The 19,221-nt window shown below is 70.7% G+C and carries 15 protein-coding genes; 5 read left to right on the forward strand and 10 right to left on the reverse strand.

Features of this window, described 5'->3' with window-relative positions; all coding sequences use genetic code 11:
* Positions 1-20: 20 nt before the first annotated feature.
* Both ACGFWE_RS07590 and ACGFWE_RS07595 read left to right on the forward strand, forming a co-directional pair.
* Entirely contained in the window at positions 21-1,025 is a 1,005-nt protein-coding gene (locus tag ACGFWE_RS07590; RefSeq protein WP_352381451.1) for a carboxymuconolactone decarboxylase family protein, read from the forward strand.
* Between the two features lie 151 nt (positions 1,026-1,176).
* Complete coding sequence (locus ACGFWE_RS07595; RefSeq protein ID WP_393598572.1) at positions 1,177-1,845, forward strand: hypothetical protein; 669 nt, start codon at positions 1,177-1,179, stop codon at positions 1,843-1,845.
* Positions 1,846-1,900: 55 nt separating this feature from the next.
* Here the strand turns inward: ACGFWE_RS07595 and ACGFWE_RS07600 are convergent, their stop codons facing one another.
* From ACGFWE_RS07600 to ACGFWE_RS07640, 9 genes are all read right to left on the reverse strand, one after another.
* Positions 1,901-3,451, reverse strand: coding sequence for an NCS1 family nucleobase:cation symporter-1 (locus tag ACGFWE_RS07600; protein ID WP_352381455.1), 1,551 nt, complete (start codon positions 3,449-3,451; stop codon positions 1,901-1,903).
* Positions 3,452-3,571: 120 nt separating this feature from the next.
* Positions 3,572-4,591, reverse strand: a complete 1,020-nt coding sequence (locus tag ACGFWE_RS07605; protein ID WP_352381457.1) for a TIGR03842 family LLM class F420-dependent oxidoreductase — start codon at positions 4,589-4,591, stop codon at positions 3,572-3,574.
* 11 nt (positions 4,592-4,602) lie between these two features.
* Complete coding sequence (gene hydA, locus ACGFWE_RS07610) at positions 4,603-5,997, reverse strand: dihydropyrimidinase (protein ID WP_352381459.1); 1,395 nt, start codon at positions 5,995-5,997, stop codon at positions 4,603-4,605.
* 31 nt (positions 5,998-6,028) lie between these two features.
* Positions 6,029-6,871, reverse strand: coding sequence for a nitrilase-related carbon-nitrogen hydrolase (locus tag ACGFWE_RS07615; protein WP_164421243.1), 843 nt, complete (start codon positions 6,869-6,871; stop codon positions 6,029-6,031).
* A gap of 155 nt (positions 6,872-7,026) precedes the next feature.
* A complete protein-coding gene (locus ACGFWE_RS07620; RefSeq protein ID WP_393598575.1) occupies positions 7,027-8,586 on the reverse strand; it encodes a PucR family transcriptional regulator in 1,560 nt (519 codons plus the stop codon).
* Between the two features lie 23 nt (positions 8,587-8,609).
* Positions 8,610-9,899 carry an aspartate aminotransferase family protein gene (locus tag ACGFWE_RS07625; RefSeq protein WP_393598577.1) on the reverse strand — a complete coding sequence of 430 codons (1,290 nt, stop codon included), beginning with the start codon at positions 9,897-9,899 and terminating at the stop codon, positions 8,610-8,612.
* A complete protein-coding gene (locus ACGFWE_RS07630) occupies positions 9,896-10,738 on the reverse strand; it encodes a nitrilase-related carbon-nitrogen hydrolase (RefSeq protein WP_352381465.1) in 843 nt (280 codons plus the stop codon). Before ACGFWE_RS07630 ends, ACGFWE_RS07625 begins: the two co-directional genes overlap by 4 nt.
* Positions 10,739-10,917: 179 nt before the next feature.
* On the reverse strand, positions 10,918-12,504 hold the full coding sequence (locus ACGFWE_RS07635; protein ID WP_393598579.1) for a hypothetical protein: 1,587 nt from the start codon (positions 12,502-12,504) through the stop codon (positions 10,918-10,920).
* A gap of 134 nt (positions 12,505-12,638) precedes the next feature.
* Entirely contained in the window at positions 12,639-12,890 is a 252-nt protein-coding gene (locus ACGFWE_RS07640; RefSeq protein ID WP_352381469.1) for a helix-turn-helix transcriptional regulator, read from the reverse strand.
* 32 nt (positions 12,891-12,922) lie between these two features.
* Between ACGFWE_RS07640 and map the strand changes: the two genes are divergently transcribed.
* Positions 12,923-13,690: a type I methionyl aminopeptidase gene (map, locus tag ACGFWE_RS07645; RefSeq protein WP_352381471.1), complete on the forward strand. Its 768-nt coding sequence runs from the start codon at positions 12,923-12,925 to the stop codon at positions 13,688-13,690.
* 173 nt (positions 13,691-13,863) lie between these two features.
* Positions 13,864-16,392 carry an ATP-dependent Clp protease ATP-binding subunit gene (locus tag ACGFWE_RS07650; protein WP_393598581.1) on the forward strand — a complete coding sequence of 843 codons (2,529 nt, stop codon included), beginning with the start codon at positions 13,864-13,866 and terminating at the stop codon, positions 16,390-16,392.
* A 46-nt stretch (positions 16,393-16,438) separates the two neighbouring features.
* Here the strand turns inward: ACGFWE_RS07650 and ggt are convergent, their stop codons facing one another.
* Positions 16,439-18,235 carry a gamma-glutamyltransferase gene (gene ggt / locus ACGFWE_RS07655; RefSeq protein WP_393598583.1) on the reverse strand — a complete coding sequence of 599 codons (1,797 nt, stop codon included), beginning with the start codon at positions 18,233-18,235 and terminating at the stop codon, positions 16,439-16,441.
* Between the two features lie 144 nt (positions 18,236-18,379).
* On the opposite strand from ggt, the gene ACGFWE_RS07660 reads away from it, so the two are divergent.
* Positions 18,380-19,138 carry a hypothetical protein gene (locus tag ACGFWE_RS07660; protein WP_352381475.1) on the forward strand — a complete coding sequence of 253 codons (759 nt, stop codon included), beginning with the start codon at positions 18,380-18,382 and terminating at the stop codon, positions 19,136-19,138.
* Positions 19,139-19,221: the final 83 nt, after the last annotated feature.

Here is a 19,221-nt window from a genome sequence, read left to right on the forward strand (position 1 = left end):
CGGAGCGCACGCTGCTGTGCATGTCCACACCCTTCCGCTACACCGAGCCCCTGCCGCCCAAGGCCGCCACCGGCCGTGTCGCCGAGGTCTACGAGCAGGTGTCCCGCGACTTCGGCATCGACGAACCCGCCACCTTCGTGGTCCTCTCCTCCGCGCCGGAGCTCCTCGCCCCCACGTGGGCGCTGATGCGCGAGTCGCTGATCGCGGGCCCCGGCAACCGCACCGGCAAGGAGCTGGCGGCGCTCGGGGTGTCGCTGGCCAACCGCTGTCCGTTCTGCGTGGACGCGCACACCATGCTGCTGCACGCCACCGGTGACCACGCACTCGCCGAGCGCGTCGCCCGAGGGGAGCGGCCCAAGAAGGAGGAGCACGCACGCGTGCTGGAGTGGGGCAGGCACACGCGCGTGCCGGGCGGCCTCGACGCGGCGCCGTACCCGTTCCCGCGCGAGCACGCTCCGGGCTACCTCGGCACCGCGTTCGCCTTCCACTTCATCAACCGGATCGTGTCCGCCCTGCTCACCGAGAACCTGCTGCCGGGCAACGCCCAGCGCTTCCGGGCCGTCCGCTCCCTCGGGGGCCGTACCCTCGCCCGGACCGTACGCCGGCCCGCGCGGCCCGGCGCGTCCCTCGCTCTGCTCGACCTGCCCGACCCCGGCGAAGCCCCCGCGTGGGCGGACGGTACACCCGTCGGACTCGCGTACGCGGCGCTGCTGCGGGCGGCCATGGCGGGCGCCGGCCTCCTCGGCGTCGACGACCAGGACCTCGTGGAGGAGACACTGCTGGACTGGGACGGGTCGCACCCGCCGCTCGATCCGAGCGGTTTCCCGGACCGGCGGGAGCGCCCCGGTGCGCGTCTGGTGCTGCTGGCCGCGCTCGCGCCGTACCGGATCACCGACGAGGACGTGGCGGCCTGGCGGCGGCCGGAGCACACCGACGAGCGTCTGGTGCACCTGGTGGCCTACGGGGCGTTCCTGGCCGTGGACCGTGTCGAATCGGCCCTCCACCGGCCCATCGCCCGGACATAAACGGACACATGACGCATCGGTTGCAGGGTGCGGTGACGGCACAGGTACGGAGCGAGTTCGGACTTCCGCCCCACAGGCAGACATGTGAAACTGGCGTCCCGTCCGCAGTGCGGACCCCTCCGCACCGTCCGTCCCCCACGAAAAGTGCGCCGTGCGAACTCTTTCCCTGCCGATCGCGCTCACCGCGCGCATCTCGCCCGTAGTCGTGCTCGCCGCGGCGGGCTGGGTGTTGACGTCGGGTCCGGCCACCACCACGCCGGCCGCCGAGAAGGAGTCGGCTCCGCGGTCCGCCGGCGAGTCCCCCTCGGGCGCGTCCACGGCGGCACCCACGAAGCGGTACGCCGCCGCCCCCGCACCCTGCGGCAGCATCAGCACGGCCACCATCAAGTCGCTCGTGCCGGGCGCCAAGACGGCCGGCAAGGAGATCCCCTCCACGGACACCACGCTGCGCCGCACCTGCTCCTGGAACGCGCTCAAGGGATACGACTACCGCTGGCTCGACGTGTCCTTCGAGATCACGGAGTCCGATGTGGCGGCCGCCAAGTCGTACAAGGAGAACATCTCCGAGAAGAGCGGCGGCGGGGGCGTGCCCGGGGTCGGCGACGCGGGGTACTCGGTGGTGAACCTCACGACCCAGGACAAGCAGCAGACCCGCGAGGGCGTGGTCATGATCCAGGTGTCCAACGCGCTGGTGACCGTGACGTACAACGGCAGCGACTTCGAGTCGAAGAAGGCGCCCAGCACGGACGAGATCAACAAGGGCGCCATCAAGGCCGCCAAGGAAGCGGTGGCGGCGCTGGAGAGCGGTCAGAAGACCTGAGTCGGTGGACCCGGGGCCGATCCGACCGCCCTCCACGCGCGCGTGACCCGCACGCTCAGGCCGCGATGCCCTCCTGCTCCCTGCCCTTCGGCAGCATCAGCGCGATGTACAGCAGCAGGGACGCGCTCAGGCCCACCGCCCAGCCGTAGTCGGCCAGCGGCTTGAGGAACGGGATCAGACCGTCGGTCGGGAACGGCCCGGTCTTCTTGCCGTCCGCGCCCACGGCCGAGTACGAGCCGCCGACCGCGAGCAGACCGCCGACCACGAAGGCGGCGATCGCCCGCCAGTTCCAGCCGTTGGTGTACCAGTAGCGGCCGCCGGGCGTGTACAGGTCCACGAGGTGCAGGACCGTGCGCCGCACGATCCAGTAGTCGGCGATGAGGATGCCCGCGACCGTGCCGAGCAGACCGCCGACCACGCCGAGCCAGGTGAAGATGTAGAACTCCGGCGTGGAGATCAGCTTCCACGGGAAGATCAGGACGCCGAGGACGCCCGTGATCAGCGCGCCGGTGCGGAAGTTGATGAACTTCGGGGCCAGGTTGGACAGGTCGTACGCCGGTGAGACCACGTTCGCCGCGATGTTCACGGAGACGGTGGCGACCAGCACGATGACGAGCGCGAAGAGCAGACCGAAGGCGTTGTCCGTCTTGGCGGCCAGCGCGACCGGGTCCCAGATGGCCTCGCCGTAGATGGCCTCGGATCCGGAGGTGACCAGCACCGCGAGGACCGCGAACAGGGTCATCGTGGTGGGAAGTCCCAGGGCCTGGCCCCAGGTCTGCGCCTTCTGACTGGCACCGAAGCGGGTGAAGTCGGGGATGTTCAGCGACAGAGTGGCCCAGAAACCGATCATGCCCATGAGGGAGGGGAAGAAGACCGGCCAGAAGTCGGCGCCCCAGCCGAGCTTGGACGGCTGGTCGAGCAGCGCGCCGAAGCCGTCGGCCTTGACCGCGATCCAGATCAGCAGCACGAGGGCACCGGCGATCACGAAGGGCGCGGCCCAGTTCTCGAAGCGCCGCAGAAACTCCATACCGCGGTAGATGATCGCGATCTGGAGCGCCCAGAACAGCACGAAGCAGAGCCACAGGGGCCAGGGGTTGCCGGCGATCTCGGCCGCGTTCTCCCAGTGTCCGCCGGTGAGCTTGGAGCCCAGCGCGAAAATGCCGCTGCCGCCGATCCAGGTCTGGATGCCGAACCAGCCGCAGGCCACGGCCGCCCTGATCAGCGCCGGGATGTTGGCGCCCCGCAGCCCGAAGGAGGCACGGGCGAGGACCGGGAAGGGAATGCCGTACTTGGGTCCGGCGTGCCCGGTGGCCAGCATCGGCAGCAGCACGATGATGTTGGCCAGGGCGATGGTGAACACGGCCTGCTTCCAGTCCATGCCGAGGGCGACCAGGCCGGAGGCCAGGGTCCAGCTGGGGATGCAGTGCGCCATGGAGATCCACAGGGCCGCGAAGTTGTACGTGGTCCACTTGCGCTCGGAGACCGGTACGGGACGCAGGTCCTCGTTGGCGAAGGGGCTGTCGGCGGGGAAGGCTTCGGGGGCGAGTTCGACGCGGCCACCGGTGGACTGCGGTATCGGCGACCCCGGGGGGACTGTTTCGGTCATGGCAGGCCAATCGATCAGAGCGGGACGGGATAGGCCGTGCGGGGGCCTTGGGCCCCCCTCCGCCCCGGGACGGCGGGGAGGAGAGGGGAGAACAAGGTGTGGGGGGTCGGAGATCGCAGGTCAGGCGTTGAGGGCGGGGATGACCTTCGAGCCGTACGCGTCGATGGTCGCTTCCTGGGCGTCGTGCATGTCGTAGACGGCGAACTGGTCGACGCCCAGCTCACGCAGCGCGTTCAGCTTCTCGATGTGCTTCTCGACCGGTCCGATGAGGCAGAACCGGTCGACGATCTCGTCGGGCACGAACGCGGTGTCCGGGTTGTCGGCCCGACCGTGGTGCGAGTAGTCGTACCCCTCGCGGGCCTTGATGTAGTCCGTGAGTTCGTCGGGGACGGCGGCCGAGTGCTCGCCGTACTTGGAGACCAGATCGGCCACGTGGTTGCCGACCATCCCGCCGAACCACCGGCACTGCTCGCGCGCGTGGGCGAGTGCCTCGGGCGAGTCGTCCTCGGTGACGTAGGCGGGGGCGGCGACGCAGATCTTGACCTCGTCCGGCGAGCGTCCGGCGGCGACGGCCGCGTCCTTGACGGCCTTCACCATGTACTCGGTGAGGTACAGGTCGGCCAGCTGGAGGATGAACCCGTCGGCCTCCTCGCCGGTCATCTTCAGCGCCTTCGGACCGTACGCCGCCATCCATACGGGGAGTTCGGCGCCCTCCTTGATCCACGGGAACCTGATCACCGTGCCGCCGAGGTCGGCCTCCTGGCCCGAGCCGAGCGCCCTGATGACCTTCATGGCCTCGCTGATCCGGGCCAGCGTGTTGGGCGTACGGCCCGCGACGCGCATCGCGGAGTCGCCGCGGCCGATGCCGCACACCGTGCGGTTGCCGAACATGTCGTTGAGGGTGGCGAAGGTGGACGCGGTCACCTCCCAGGTGCGGGTGCCCGGGTTGGTGACCATCGGACCGACCTTCAACTTCGTGGTGTTGGAGAGGATCTGACTGTAGATCACGAACGGCTCCTGCCAGAGCACGGCGGAGTCGAAGGTCCACCCGTAGGTGAAGCCGTTGCGTTCGGCCCGCTTCATCAGGCTGATGACCTTCGAGGCGGGCGGATCCGTCTGCAGGACGAGTCCGAAGTCCATCTGCGCCACTCCTAGTTGAGGTACTGACAGGTGGACCGAGGGGTGTACGTGCCGTGCCCGGCGTGCCCGGTGTACTCCCGCTCGGTGATGACGAGTTCGCCGCGCGAGAGAACCGTCTCGACCCGGCCGGTGAGGCGCTTGCCCTCGTAGGCCGAGTAGTCGACGTTCATGTGGTGGGTCTCGGCGGAGACGATCTGCTCGGCGTGCGGGTCGTAGATGACGATGTCCGCGTCGGCGCCCGGGGCGATGGTGCCCTTCTTCGGGTACATGCCGAACATCCGGGCCGGGGTGGCGCAGGCGATCTCGATCCAGCGGCGGCGCGAGATGTGCCCGTCGACGACACCCTGGTGGAGCAGGTCCATGCGGTTCTCGACGCCGGGCAGGCCGTTGGGGATCTTCGAGAAGTCGCCGCGGCCGAGTTCCTTCTGGCCCACGAAGCAGAAGGGGCAGTGGTCGGTGGAGACGACCTGGAGGTCGTTGGTGCGCAGGCCCTGCCAGAGCTTGGACTGGTGTTCCTTCGGACGCAGCGGGGTACTGCACACGTACTTCGAGCCCTCGAAGTCGGGCTCCGCGAGGTTGTCCGTCGACAGGAACAGGTACTGCGGGCAGGTCTCGCCGAAGACGTTGAGTCCCTCGTCACGGGCGCGTGCCAGCTCCGCCACCGCCTCCATGGCCGAGACGTGCACGACGTACAGGGGCGCGCCGGCGACCTGCGCGAGCTTGATGGCACGGTGGGTGGCCTCGGCCTCCAGGAGCGCCTTGCGTACCTCGCCGTGATAGCGGGGGTCGGTCTCGCCGCGGGCCAGCGCCTGCTCGACCAGCACGTCGATCGCGATGCCGTTCTCGGCGTGCATCATGATCAGGCCGCCGTTCTCGGCGGAGCGCTGCATGGCGCGCAGGATCTGGCCGTCGTCGGAGTAGAAGACGCCGGGGTAGGCCATGAACTGCTTGAAGGAGGTGACCCCCTCCTCCACCAGCAGGTCCATCTCCTTGAGCGTCTCCTGGTTCACATCGGAGACGATCATGTGGAAGCCGTAGTCGATGGCGCAGTTGCCCTCGGCCTTGGCGTGCCAGGCGTCCAGGCCCTCGCGCAGGGTGTGGCCGACGCTCTGCACCGCGAAGTCGACGATCGTGGTCGTACCGCCCCAGGCGGCGGCCCTGGTGCCGGTCTCGAAGGTGTCGGAGGCGAAGGTGCCGCCGAACGGCAGCTCCATGTGGGTGTGGGCGTCGACGCCACCGGGGATGACGTACTTCCCGGTGGCGTCGATCGTGCGGTCCGCGGTCCAGCTCTGGGTACCGGGCACGGCGAGGGCGGCGATGCGGCCGTCCTCGATCAGCACGTCGGCGTGGATCTCGTCGGACGCGGTGATGACGAGGCCACCGCTGATGACGGTACGGCTGCTCATGTTCCCTCTCCTGCCAAGGTGGTCGGTTCGGTCAGGGTGCGGTCAGCGGGGGGTAGGCGTCCGGGCGGCGGTCCCGGTAGAACTGCCAGCGGTCGCGGACTTCCCGCAGCTTGGCCATGTCCAGGTCGCGGACGACGAGTTCGGTCTCCTTGTCGCTCGCCACCTCGCCGACGAACTGGGCCTCGGGGTCGACGAAGTACGTCGTCCCGTAGAAGTCGTTGTCGCCCAGCTCCTCCACGCCCACCCGGTTGATCGCGCCCACGAAGTACTCGTTGGCGACGGCCGCCGCGGGCTGCTCCAGCTGCCACAGGTAGGCGGACAGTCCGCGCGAGGTGGCCGACGGGTTGAAGACGATCTCGGCACCCGCGAGGCCCAGCGCCCGCCAGCCCTCCGGGAAGTGGCGGTCGTAGCAGATGTAGACACCGATCCTCCCGACCTTGGTGTCGAAGATCGGCCAGCCGAGATTGCCGGGACGGAAGTAGAACTTCTCCCAGAATCCCGGGACTTGGGGGATGTGGTGCTTGCGGTACTTGCCGAGGTACGAGCCGTCCGCGTCGATCACCGCGGCGGTGTTGTAGAGGACGCCGGGCTGCTCCTCCTCGTACATCGGCAGAATGAGGACGATGCCCAGTTCCTTGGCCAGCGCCTGGAACCGCTTGACGATCGGGCCGTCCGGGATCTGCTCGGCGTACTCGTAGAACGCCTTGTCCTGGACCTGGCAGAAGTACGGCCCGTAGAACAGCTCCTGGAAGCACAGGACCTGAGCACCCTGCGCGGCCGCGTCCCGGGCCGCCTGCTCGTGTACCTGGATCATCGACTCCTTGTCGCCCGTCCACGCGGTCTGGAAGAGGGCGGCGCGAATCACTCTGCTCATCGGGACCTCCGGTCACTCGGTGTGCGAGAAGACTAGGAAGTCCGAAAAGCTCCTCTGAGTTGCACGGTGTCACGTCCGCGGGCCTTGGGCGTGCCACGGTGTCACCCTGTCGTGAGCCCATGTTTCACCGCCGTTTTCCCAGGTCGTGGCATGTTTCAGCCCTGTTGCGCGTCGTGCGCGAGAAGTGCGATGTGCACCGAGGCGGCCTGCTCGAAGTCGTCGAGGTCGACGCCGAGCCGGCCCTGTATGGCTTCCAGCCGCCGGTACAGCGCGGGGCGGGAGACGTGGTGGAGCTGGGCGGTGCGGGACTTGTTGCGGCCGGTGGCGAGGTAGGTGCGCAGCACCGCCAGCAGATCGTCTCCCGCCGCGCACAGCAGTCCGTCCAGCTCGCGCTCGGCGAAGGACTGCACGTGCGGGTCGTCGCGCAACAGCCGTATCAGGCCGCGCAGATGGACGTCCTTGAGGCGGACGACGGCCGGCAGGTCGAGCACCCCCGAGGCGACGGCGTCCGCGACATGCCGGGCCTCGCGCATGCCGGCGGGAACGTCGTCCCACACCGTACGAGGGTCGGCCGCCGCCACGACCATCCCGGTGAGCCGCGCCGCGAAGTTGGCCGTGAGTACGGCGGCGTCCTGGTCCCGGGCCAGGCTCAGCAGGACGGCGGTGGCCCCGTCGGCGAGTTCGGCGACGATTCCCGGCAGCCCCAACAGCCGCAGCACCCGGTCGAGTTCGGCCGGGTCACCGTCCCGTACGACGAGCGGCACGAAGGTGCGCCGGTTCACGGGCAGCCCGGCCGCTCGCGCGCGGGGCAGCAGCTGCCTGGCCGGTACGACCCCGCTGACCAGGTCGGTGAGCAGGCTCTGCGCGGACTGTTCCTCCCAGGTGTGGGCGGAGGTACCGCCGAGCATGCGGTGCAGGACGAGGGACTCGGCGGCTCGGTCGGCGAGGAGGCGTCCCGTGGCCGTGTCGCCCCGGTAGCCGCACAGCATGATCTGGCCCCAGCGTTCCCCGCGCCCGGCGAGTTCGGCGCGGATCCAGCCGTCGCCCTCGCTGCCGCCGGCCTGGCGGGCGATGCGCTCCCAGTCGCGCAGCACGTCGTCCACCGCCGAGCGCTCCCCCGCGGTGGCGAGGACCCGGTGGGCGAGGTTGGTGACGACGACGGGGCAGCCGCTGTGGTGGGCGATCTCGTCCAGCATCCGCTGGAGCGGGGCGCCCGCGGTGATGAGTCCGGTGAGGGCGGTGCGGACGGCCTCGGACATGCTGACGGCGGCGAACTTCCGCCGTACCAGCCGGGCTTGGACCTCCTCCGTCAACTCGGCGAAGGGAAAGGGCCGGTGCAGGACGACCATGGGCAGCCCGCACCGTTCGGCGGCCCGGCGCATCACGTCCGGCGGGGCCGGGAAGGCGCGGCCGAGTCCGAGGACCACGGCCGCGGCCTCCGCGCGGTGCAGGGACCGGATGTACTCGGTCTGCTTGTCGTCGTCACCGGCGAGCAGCACGCCGGTGGTGAGGACCATCTCGCCGCCGCTGAGCATCACGCCGACGTCGGCGGCCTCGGCCACGTGCACCCAGCGCACGGCCCGGTCGAGCTGGCCGGCACCGGCCACCACCTCGGGCTCCCCGGCGAGCACCCGTTCCAGCATGAGGACCTGGCGGACCGACAGGGTCGGCTCCAGAGGTTCCAGGGGCTCCAGGCGCTCCAAGGTGGTGCTCATGACGGTGTTCCCTTGCTGTGGACCTACTGGATGGTGCTCCTCAGAGCGTGTTCGAGGATCGCGGCGCCCTCTTCGGCCTCCGCGACGGTCAGGGACAGGGGCGGGGCGATCCTGAGGGCGCTGGTGTTGTGCCCGCCGCCCTTTCCGAGCAGCAGCCCCTCGGCGCGGGCCGCCTCCAGGACGGCGGCTGCGGCCTGCGGGTCGGCCTCGTCGGTGCCGGGCTTGACCAGCTCGACGCCGAGCATCAGACCGCGCCCGCGCACCTCCCGTACGCCGGGAATCTGCGTGGAGACGGACCGCAGCCGCTCGATGAGCAGTCCGCCGACCCGCCGGGCGTTGCCCTGGAGGTCGTGTTCCAGGAGGTACGTCAGGTTCGCGAGGCCGGCCGCCATGGTGATCTGGGTGCCGCCGAAGGTCGAGATGCTGTTGGAGTCCAGGCAGTTCATGATCTCGCCGCGGGCGACGACTCCGCCGATGGACATGCCGTTGCCGATGCCCTTGGCGAAGGTGAGGATGTCCGGCGGGCCGGACTGCCCGTGCGCCTGCCAGCCCCAGAAGTGGTCGCCGGTGCGGCCCCACCCGGTCTGCACCTCGTCGGCGATCCAGAGGATGCCGCGCTCCTGGAGCACCTCGCGGAAGGCGGCGTAGAGGCCGTCGGGCGGTGAGGTGAAGCCGCCGACGCCCTGGATCGGCTCGGCGATCAGGGCCGCGGGCGGGCGGGTGTGGCCGAGGAGGTCCTTGAGGTCGTCGACGCAGGCCGCGATGAAGTCGTCGTCGCCGAGGGAGGCGTACGGGCCGCGGGTGCGCACGCCTCCGTGGACGTACAGCGTCTGCAGCGGGGACAGTGAGGTGGGTGACCAGCCGCGGTTGCCGGTGATGCCGACCGCGCTGAAGGAGCGGCCGTGGTAGCTGTTGCGCATCGCCAGGATCGTGTTGCTGCGGCGGTAGGTCGTGGCCAGCAGCAGCGCGGTGTCGTTGGCCTCGGTGCCGGAGGTGGTGAAGAAGACCCGGGCGTCCGGGATGCCGGACAACTGGGCGACGCGCTCGGCGAGTTCGACCATCGGCCGGTTCAGGTACAGGGTCGACGAGTGGATGATCCGCCCGGCCTGTTCGCTCACTGCCTTGGTGATCTCGGGCAGGGCGTGCGCGGTCATCGTGGTCAGGATGCCGCCGAAGAAGTCGAGGTACTTGTTGCCCTCGGAGTCCCAGACGTACCGGCCCTCGCCGTGCGTGATCTCCAGCGGCTGCTCGTAGTAGAGGGCGAGCCAGTCGGGCAGGACGGCCCGGTGGCGTCCCAGCAGGTCCTCGGTCACGGCTGCACCAGCCCTTCGTAGGCGTCGGGGCGGCGGTCGCGGTAGAAGGCCCACTGCTGCCGCACTTCTTCGACGAGGTCGAAGTCCAGGTCGCGGACGACCAGTTCCTCCTCCTTGTCGCTCGCCGTCTCCCCCACGAACTGGCCGCGCGGGTCGACGAAGTACGACGTTCCGTAGAAGTCGTTGTCGCCGTACTCCTCGACGCCGACCCGGTTGATGGCGGCGACGAAGTACTCGTTGGCGACGGCGGCCGCGGGCTGCTCCAGGCGCCACAGGTGGGAGGAGAGTCCCCGGTGCGTGGCAGACGGGTTGAAGACGAGCTGGGCGCCGTTCAGGCCCAGCTGCCGCCAGCCCTCCGGGAAGTGCCGGTCGTAGCAGATGTAGACACCGACCTTGCCCACAGCGGTGTCGAAGACCGGCCAGCCGAGGTTGCCGGGCTTGAAGTAGTACTTCTCCCAGAAGCCCTTGACCTGCGGAATGTGGTGCTTGCGGTACTTGCCGAGGACGCTGCCGTCGGCGTCGATCACGACCGCGGTGTTGTAGTAGAAGCCGGACTGCTCGACCTCGAACACCGGCACGACGATCACCATGCCGGTCTCGCGGGCGAGGGCCTGCATACGACTCGTGGTGGGGCCGTCGGGCACCGGCTCGGCCCAGCGGTAGTGCTCCGGTTCCTGGACCTGGCAGAAGTAGGGGGCGTTGAACACTTCCTGGAACCCGATGATCTTCGCGCCCTGTCGGGCCGCCTCGCGGGCGTGCTCCTCGTGTTTCGCCACCATGGACTCGGTGTCGCCGGTCCAGGTGGCCTGGACCAGAGCGGCACGTACGACGTTGGCCATGAGCTGCTCCTTCGGCGGGACGTCAGAGCCTCTACGCCCGTAGATGTAGCCGTAGAGGGACGAACGTAAGCCTCCTGGAGAGGCTTGCCAAGACCATCGTCGTTAACCCGCGAAGTCGATCACGTTTCACACTCCAGTGGAGGAGTGACGCGGCCGGTCAGTGGGTTGTGGGGGACCTGTCAGGCGGAGAATCCGGCGACCCGCAGGGCGTGCACCAGGTCCCAGTGCCGCTCGTCCGAGACGCCTCGCGCGGCGGCCAGCAGGAGCGGCACGAGCGTCCCCGGGCCGGGCTCGGCGCTGCGGGCGGCCTCCTCGGGGGTGCGGACGCGGACGTAGGCGTCGAGGAGCGCGGTGACCTCACGGCGGCGGCCCTCCGCGGCCAGGGCGAGCACGGCGGCGCCGATCTCGCCCGGGGGTCGCGCGACCCCCTGCCTGAGCACCTGCTCGGCGTCCGCGCTCCGCCCGGCCGCGACCAGGGCGTCCGCGGCGGCCACCAGCCGGTCGGCGGGGAGCGAGGCGGCCTCCCACAGCAGGGACGCCCAGTCGGCGCCGAGCCCGGCGTGCTGAAGCTCCGCTGCGAGCAGCGGGAAACGGTCGGCGGGCCAGTGGGCGACCTCGACGAGCAGGGCGTGCGCCTCGCCGGTGCGCCCCTCCGAGCGCAGCCGTACCAGCGTCGCGACCGTCTCGGCGGTCTCCCGCCGCGCCAGCACGTCCGACGGCTCGGGCCACTCCTGTTCACTCACCGCCGGCACCTCCGCGGCCCCGGCGAAACGGGCCCCGCGCAAGGTCCGCCCCTTCGCCACCGGCGCGGCGGGCAGATCGGGCACGGCGGCCGGGGGTACGGCCACGGGGGCGCCGCCCTCGTGGCCCATCCCGGCGAAACGGGCACCGCCACGCCGGCGCTTGCGCTTGGGGGCGGCTGCCTCCGGCGGCGGGGCGGCGGGGGTCGGCTGCGCGGGTTCCACCTCGTGGCGGGTGACCTGGGCCGGGGCCTGCGGGTACGGGGCGTATCCCGAACGGGTCGCTTCAGTGGCACCGTGTTGCGGCGGTACGTCTCCGGGGGCATCCGCCCAGGTGGGAGCCGTCGACTGCGGTGCGCGCCCTGGGTGGAGCGCTTCGGTGTCTGTCTCCCTGACCGCGTCGCGCTGCTGCGGCATGTTCGGCAACTCGGCGCCTCGACCGCCGCCGGCAGAGCCACCCCCGAAGCCCCCCTCCCCGACCCGGCCCCGTCGGATCGCCCGGGCCTGGTCGGTCATCGCCCGGTGATCCAACTCGGCTATCCGGGACTGGAGTTCAGCGCAACGCCGTACGGCGCGCTCGTGGTCGTCGCGAGCCCAGGCGAGGTCCAGGCGGATGGCGTCGGCCTCCTCGTGGGTGGTGGCGGTGGCGAGCCGGCGGCCCAGTTCGGCCTGCCGTTCCGCCGCGTAGCGCTGTTCGCGGAGCATGACGTCGAAGCGGTCGCCGAGGGCGTCCCGGCCGCCGGGGCGGGCGTCGTGGGCGGCCTGGGCGGCGGCGTGCAGGGGGCGGGCCCGCTCCGCCTCGGCGTGGGCCACCTCGGGGCCGTACTCCGCGGCGAGGTCCTGAAGGAGCGCCTCGACCACGTCCCAGGGCGGTACTTCGCGGCCGTCGAGGCAGGCCTGCATACCGTCCGGGTCGCGCTGCCAGAACACCGCGCACCAACCGGCGCCCTGATCCAGGCGCGCCAGTACACCGTCCAGATAGGCCACGAACTCCCGCATCCGGCCCGGGAGTTGATCCACTGCCATCGCTCAACTCCCGTTAGACCGGAGCACTCCGGTCCGTAAGGCAACACCAGCAGTGTTACGAACGGGCTACAGGCAGTTTGCAAAGGCGCAGCAGGTGCCTCCCGGCGCGCTCCCGGTCACTGAGCGAACTCCCGTCACACACCCGCCAACTCGCACAGTCCGGCCAGCTCGTCCATGGACAGCCCGAGCGCCCGGGCGAGCGCGGCCACCGTGAAGAACGCCGGCGTCGGAGCACGCCCGGTCTCGATCTTCCGGAGTGTCTCCGGGGAGATCCCGGCGGTCGTCGCGACCTCCGTCATGCTGCGGCCGCCGCGGGCCTCGCGCAGCAGCCGGCCGAGCCGTTCGCCGCGTTCGTGTTCTTCGGGAGTGAGAGGGGTGCGCACCATGCCCCCATTCTAATACCGGTATAGTAATTGGCATGGTGGAGCTGAAGACGGATACATCGATGGATGCCATGTACGAGGCGGGACAGGTGGTCGGGCGCGCCCTGACCGCCGTACAAGAGGCCGCTGACGTGGGCGTTTCCCTGTTGGAGCTGGACGAGGTGGCGCGTGGGGTACTGCGGGAGGCCGGGGCGTCCTCGCCCTTCCTGGGCTATCGCCCCACCTTCGCCACCACTCCCTTCCCCGCCGTGATCTGCGCCTCCGTGAACGACGCGATCGTGCACGGCATCCCGACCGGCTACCGGCTGCGCGACGGCGACCTCGTCTCGATCGACTGCGGTGCCCAACTCGGCGGCTGGGCAGGGGACTCGGCGATCAGTTTCACCGTGGGCAGGCCGCGCGCCGCCGACCTCCGGCTGATCGAGACCGCGGAGCGGGCGCTGGCGGCCGGGATCGGGGCGGCGGTCGTGGGCAACCGCATCGGCGACATCGCGCACGCGATCGGCACGGTCTGCCGGGACGGCGGTTACGGCATCATGGAGGACTTCGGCGGCCACGGCATCGGCCGCCGTATGCACGAGGACCCGCCGGTGCCGAACGAGGGGCGCCCGGGGCGGGGGCTCGCGCTGCGGCACGGAATGGTGCTCGCGATCGAGCCGATGCTCATCGCCGGCGGCACCGACGAGTACCACGCGGCACCGGACGGCTGGACGCTGAAGACGAACGACGGTTCCCGCGCGGCGCACACCGAGCACACCGTGGCCGTCACCGACGCGGGACCCCGCGTCCTGACGGCGCGCTGAGCAGGCTCTCCGCAAGCGCTCGGTGAACCGGCGTCGCCCGCCGAGCGCTGCGTGTGCCCCGCTCCCCCATCCGTGCGAAGGTGTAACCGGCTGACACCCGGGTTACCCGGCCCCGGCACGTCGATCAGCGAGGGGTGTCCCCGGCCCGCGCGGGGATGCCGGATGGGAACGCCATGACCAGCGGATTCAGCGGACCGGAAGGCTATGACGCCTTCGGAGAGTTCCTCGCCCGTTTCTTCGGCGGGCCGCGTCCCGGCCCCCGGCAGATCAACATCGGCCAGTTGCTGAGCCAGCCGGCCAGGGAGCTGGTGCGGGGCGCCGCGCAGTACGCCGCCGAGCACGGCAGCCGGGATCTGGACACCCAGCACCTGCTGCGGGCCGCGCTCTCCGCCGAGCCGACGAGGACCCTGCTGAGCCGGGCGGGTGCCGATCCCGACACGCTCGCCTCGGAGATCGACGAACGCTCCGGTCCCGTCCAGCACCAGCCGGAGGAGGCCCCGCCGCCCACCTCGCTGTCCCTCACCCCGGCCGCCAAGCGCGCCCTGCTGGACGCGCACGAGCTGGCCCGGGCCCGGGGCGCCGGTTACATCGGCCCGGAGCACGTGCTCAGCGCCCTGGCCGCCAACCCCGACTCGGCCGCCGGGCACATCCTCAACTCGGCCCGGTTCGCCCCCACCGGCCTGCCTCCCGAGGCGGCCCCGGACGGGGGACAGCCGAGCGGCGAGACACCGCGCGGCACGAGCACGCCCACCCTCGACAAGTACGGCCGCGATCTCACCGACCTGGCCCGCCAGGGCCGTATCGACCCGGTCATCGGCCGGGACGAGGAGATCGAGCAGACCATCGAGGTGCTGTCCCGGCGCGGCAAGAACAACCCGGTGCTCATCGGTGACGCGGGCGTCGGCAAGACCGCCATCGTGGAGGGCCTGGCCCAGCGGATCGTCGACGGGGACGTCCCCGACGTGCTGATCGGGCGTCGGGTCTTCGCCCTCGACCTGACCGGAGTGGTCGCGGGCACCCGCTACCGGGGCGACTTCGAGGAGCGGCTGACGAACATCGTGGGCGAGATCCGCGACAACTCGGACCGGCTGATCGTCTTCATCGACGAGCTGCACACGGTCGTCGGCGCGGGCGGAGGCGGCGAGGGCGGCTCCCTGGACGCCGGCAACATCCTCAAGCCCGCCCTGGCCCGCGGCGAACTGCACATCGTGGGCGCGACCACGCTGGAGGAGTTCCGCAGGATCGAGAAGGACGCGGCCCTGGCTCGGCGTTTCCAGCCGATCCTGGTGCCGGAGCCCACCCCCGCGGACGCGATCGAGATCCTGCGCGGGCTGAGCGACCGCTACGAGGCCCACCACCAGGTCCGCTACACCGACGAGGCGCTGGTGGCCGCCGTGGAGCTCTCCGACCGCTACCTCCCCGACCGCCGGCTGCCGGACAAGGCGATCGACCTCATCGACCAGGCAGGAGCGCGGGTACGCCTGCGCGCCCGCACGAAGGGCACGGACGTACGGGCCCTGGAGCGCGAGGTCGAGCAGCTGAGCCTGGACAAGGACCAGGCGGTCGCCGACGAGCAGTACGAGCAGGCCACCCAACTACGCGACCGGATAGCCGAGTTGAAGCAGCGGATCGGCGAGGCCGGCGGGGACGGCGAGGCCGACGAGGGCCAGCACCTGGAGGTCACCACGGAGGCCGTTGCCCAGGTGGTGTCCCGGCTCACCGGAATCCCGGTCAGCAGCCTCACCGAGGAGGAGAAGGACCGGCTGCTCGGCCTGGAGCGGCATCTGCACGGGCGGGTGGTCGGCCAGGACGAGGCCGTACGGGTCGTCTCGGACGCCGTCCTGCGCTCCCGTGCCGGCCTCGCGAGCCCGGACCGGCCGATCGGCAGTTTCCTCTTCCTCGGCCCGACCGGCGTCGGCAAGACCGAACTGGCCCGCGCCCTCGCCGAGTCCCTGTTCGGCAGCGAGGAGCGCATGGTCCGCCTGGACATGAGCGAGTACCAGGAGCGCCACACCGTCAGCCGCCTGGTCGGCGCCCCGCCCGGATACGTGGGCCACGAGGAGGCGGGCCAGCTGACGGAGGTCGTCCGCAGGCACCCGTACTCCCTGCTCCTGCTCGACGAGGTGGAGAAGGCTCACCCGGACGTCTTCAACATCCTCCTCCAGGTCCTCGACGACGGACGGCTCACCGATTCACAGGGCCGCACAGTCGACTTCACCAACACGGTGATCGTGATGACGAGCAACCTGGGCTCCGAGGCGATCATCCGACGCGGCGCCGGCATCGGGTTCGGCGCGGGCGGCTCGGACACGGACGAGGAGGCGAGGCGCGAACAGATCCTGCGCCCCCTGCGCGACCACTTCCGCCCGGAGTTCCTGAACCGTATCGACGAGATCGTCGTCTTCCGCCAGCTGACGGGAGAGCAACTGCGTGAGATCACCAGGCTGTTGCTGGAGCGGACCCGCCGCATGCTCCACGCCCAGGGCATCACGGTCGACTTCACCGACCGGGCGATCGACTGGCTGGCCGAACGCGGCTACCAGCCGGAGTACGGCGCCCGCCCGCTGCGCCGCACGATCCAGCGGGAGGTCGACAACCAGCTGTCCCGGATGCTCCTCGACGGCACGGTCGAGGAGGGCGGCCGAGTGAGGGTAGATGTGGAGGCAGGCACTCTGAAGTTCCGGGGGCCCGAGGATCTTTAGGGGCGCGGGGAACTGCGCGACCAGCCCCCCACGCACCCGCACACGGCTACGAAGCGGGATGGACCACCTGCGCGGAGCCCCCACCCCGCCGCACCGTCTCAGCGGCCGCGAGCCACTTCCCGCCCGGCAACCGCTGCACACCCGTCGCCGCCCCGATCTCCGGGTTCAGCTTGAAGGAATGCCCGATCGCCTCCAGCTGGGACCGCACCCCGCTGCTGTACAGCGCCGGCTCCAGCTCGGTCTGCGCGGCGTTGCGCTGGCTCGCCCGCGGCGCGGCGATCGCGTCCACCAACGGCAGCCCGCGGTCCACGAACTCGGTCAGCACCTGGAGCACGGTCGTGATGATGGTCGCCCCGCCGGGCGAACCCAGCGCCACCACGGGCTGGTTGTGCCGGTCCAGCACGATCGTCGGTGAGATCGAGGACCGCGGCCGCTTGCCGGGCCCCGGCAGGTTCGGGTCGTGCACAGCGGGGTTCGCCGGCACGAAGGAGAAGTCCGTCAGCTCGTTGTTGAGGATGAACCCGCGCCCGGGCACGGTGATCGCACTGCCACCGGTCTGCTCGATGGTCAGCGTGTAGGAGACGACGTTCCCCCACTTGTCGGCCACCGTCAGATGCGTGGTGTTCTCGCCCTCGTACGTCGTCGGAGCCGCGGTGCCCCGGTCCGTGCACGCCCCCGGATTGCGCGGGTCCCCGGGCGCCACCGGACTCGTGAGCACCGAGTCGTCCCTGATCAGGCAGGCCCGCGAGTCGGCGAACCGCTGCGACAGCAGCCCCTTCGTCGGAACGTCCTCGAAGGCGGGGTCGCCGACCCAGCGCCCCCGGTCCGCGAACGCGATCCGGCTGGCCTCGATGTAGTGGTGCAGGTACTGGACCTCACTGGCCTTGGAGAGGTCGGTGTGCTCGAGGATGTTGAGGGCCTCGGCGACCGTCGTGCCGCCGGAGGAGGAGGGCGCGATGGAGTAGACGCCGAGCCCGCGGTAGGAGGTCTTGGTGGGCTTCTGGAGCTTGGCCCGGTAGGCGGCGAGGTCCTTCTCGGACAGCTCGCCCGGCCGTGCGTTCCAGCCCGAACCGGGGTCCACGGGCGGGTGGTTCACCGTGTCGACGATGTCGTCGCCGAGGTCGCCGTGGTAGATCGCGCCGACGCCCTTGCGGCCCAGCTCCTGGTAGGTGCGGGCGAGGTCGGGGTTCTTGAAGGTGGACCCGACGACCGGCAGCTGCCCGCCGGGCAGGAAGAGCTTCGCGGTGTCGGGGAAGTACCGGAACCGCGTCTCGTTGGACGCGGTCTGCGAGCGGAAGGTGTCGTCGACCGTGAACCCGTCCCGGGCGATCCGCTCGGCCGGCTTCAGGACGCTGCCCAGCGATCTGCTGCCCCACTCGCCCAGGGCCGTGGCCCACGTGGCCGGTGTGCCGGGGGTGCCGACGCTCAGCCCACTGCTGACGGCGTCGGCGAAGGCGAGCGGCTTGCCGTTCTCCGTGAACAGGTCGGAGTCCGCGGTCAGCGGGGCCGTCTCGCGGCCGTCGATCGTGTGGACCGTACGGGACTTGGCGTCGTAGTAGACGAAGTAGCCGCCCCCGCCGATGCCGGAGGAGTACGGCTCGGTGACGCCGAGCGCGGCGGCGGTGGCGACGGCCGCGTCGACCGCGTTGCCGCCCTTCCTCAGGACCTCGATGCCGGCGGCGGAGGCGTCCGCGTCGACGCTGGAGACGGCGCCGCTGTAGCCCACGGCGACGGGTACCTTCCCGGGTGCCGGGGCGGCCTGCGGGGGCGCTGCCGCCCCCACCGACACCACGGCGGCCGAGACCGCCAGCACCGACAGTTTCCGTGCGACAGGGCGACGCATCCGTACCTCCAGTCCAGGACCGTCCGCGCAGCGTAACCACATCGCCGGGACCCCGACACCCCCCATCGGGTCAGGTGTCATGCGAATGCCACACATCGAACACCGGTACGTACCAGCCGTGTCGGCCCGCTAGCATGCGCGCACATGACTGACGACGTGCGCAACATCGTCCTGGGTGTGGTGGCGGCGGGCATCAGCGCCGCGCTCGGCTGGCTCGCCCGGACGTATCTGTGGAAGCGGAAACTCCGCCGCAAGCAGGCGTTCTTCGGGCTGCCGGACAACTCCGAGTCACTGCTGGTCGTGAACCGCGGCGCGGGCGGCCCGGACCTGGCGGTGATGCGCTACGACGTGTTCGCCCTCCTGGAGCTCGCCGCGCTCATCAAGGACTGCAACGCCCACGCCCAGGTCCTCGCGCACGACGCGGCACGGCAGGGCTTCGGCGAGCGCACCGAGTTCTGCGTCGGCGGCCCGGCCTCGAACCGCCGTATGGCCGCCCACCTTTCGTCCCTGCTGCCCGGCGTCCGGGTCAATGTGGACGCCGAACCGAGCCCGGACCGCGGCGCCTTCCAGGTGGGCTCCGAGCGCTACCGCGTGGAGGTCGGCACGTCCGAGTACGCCCTCCTCGCCCGGCTCACCGTCGAGCAGAGCAACGGCGCCCGGCCGGTGTTCCTCTTCTGCGGCCAGACCGCGATCACCAACCAGGCCGCGACCCGCTACCTGGCCCGCAACCACGAGCGGTTGACCCGCAAGTACGGCGACAGCACCTTCGTCCTGCTGCTGCGGGTGGTCAACTCCGGGGCGTACGGCCCGGACGTCGTGGAGCTCGTCGCGGACGTGACCCGGGAGGCCAAGACGCCTCTTCCGGCAACCGCGCCTGCACGCAACTCCCACCGCGCCTCCTGAATTGATTCACACGACAACAATCGTTACTCCCACGTAACTTACCGACGGGTTACCTCAGGTAAAGCGTCGAGGTTACCGTCTGG

Source organism: Streptomyces sp. NPDC048523 (assembly GCF_043199815.1).
Classification (GTDB): domain Bacteria; phylum Actinomycetota; class Actinomycetes; order Streptomycetales; family Streptomycetaceae; genus Streptomyces.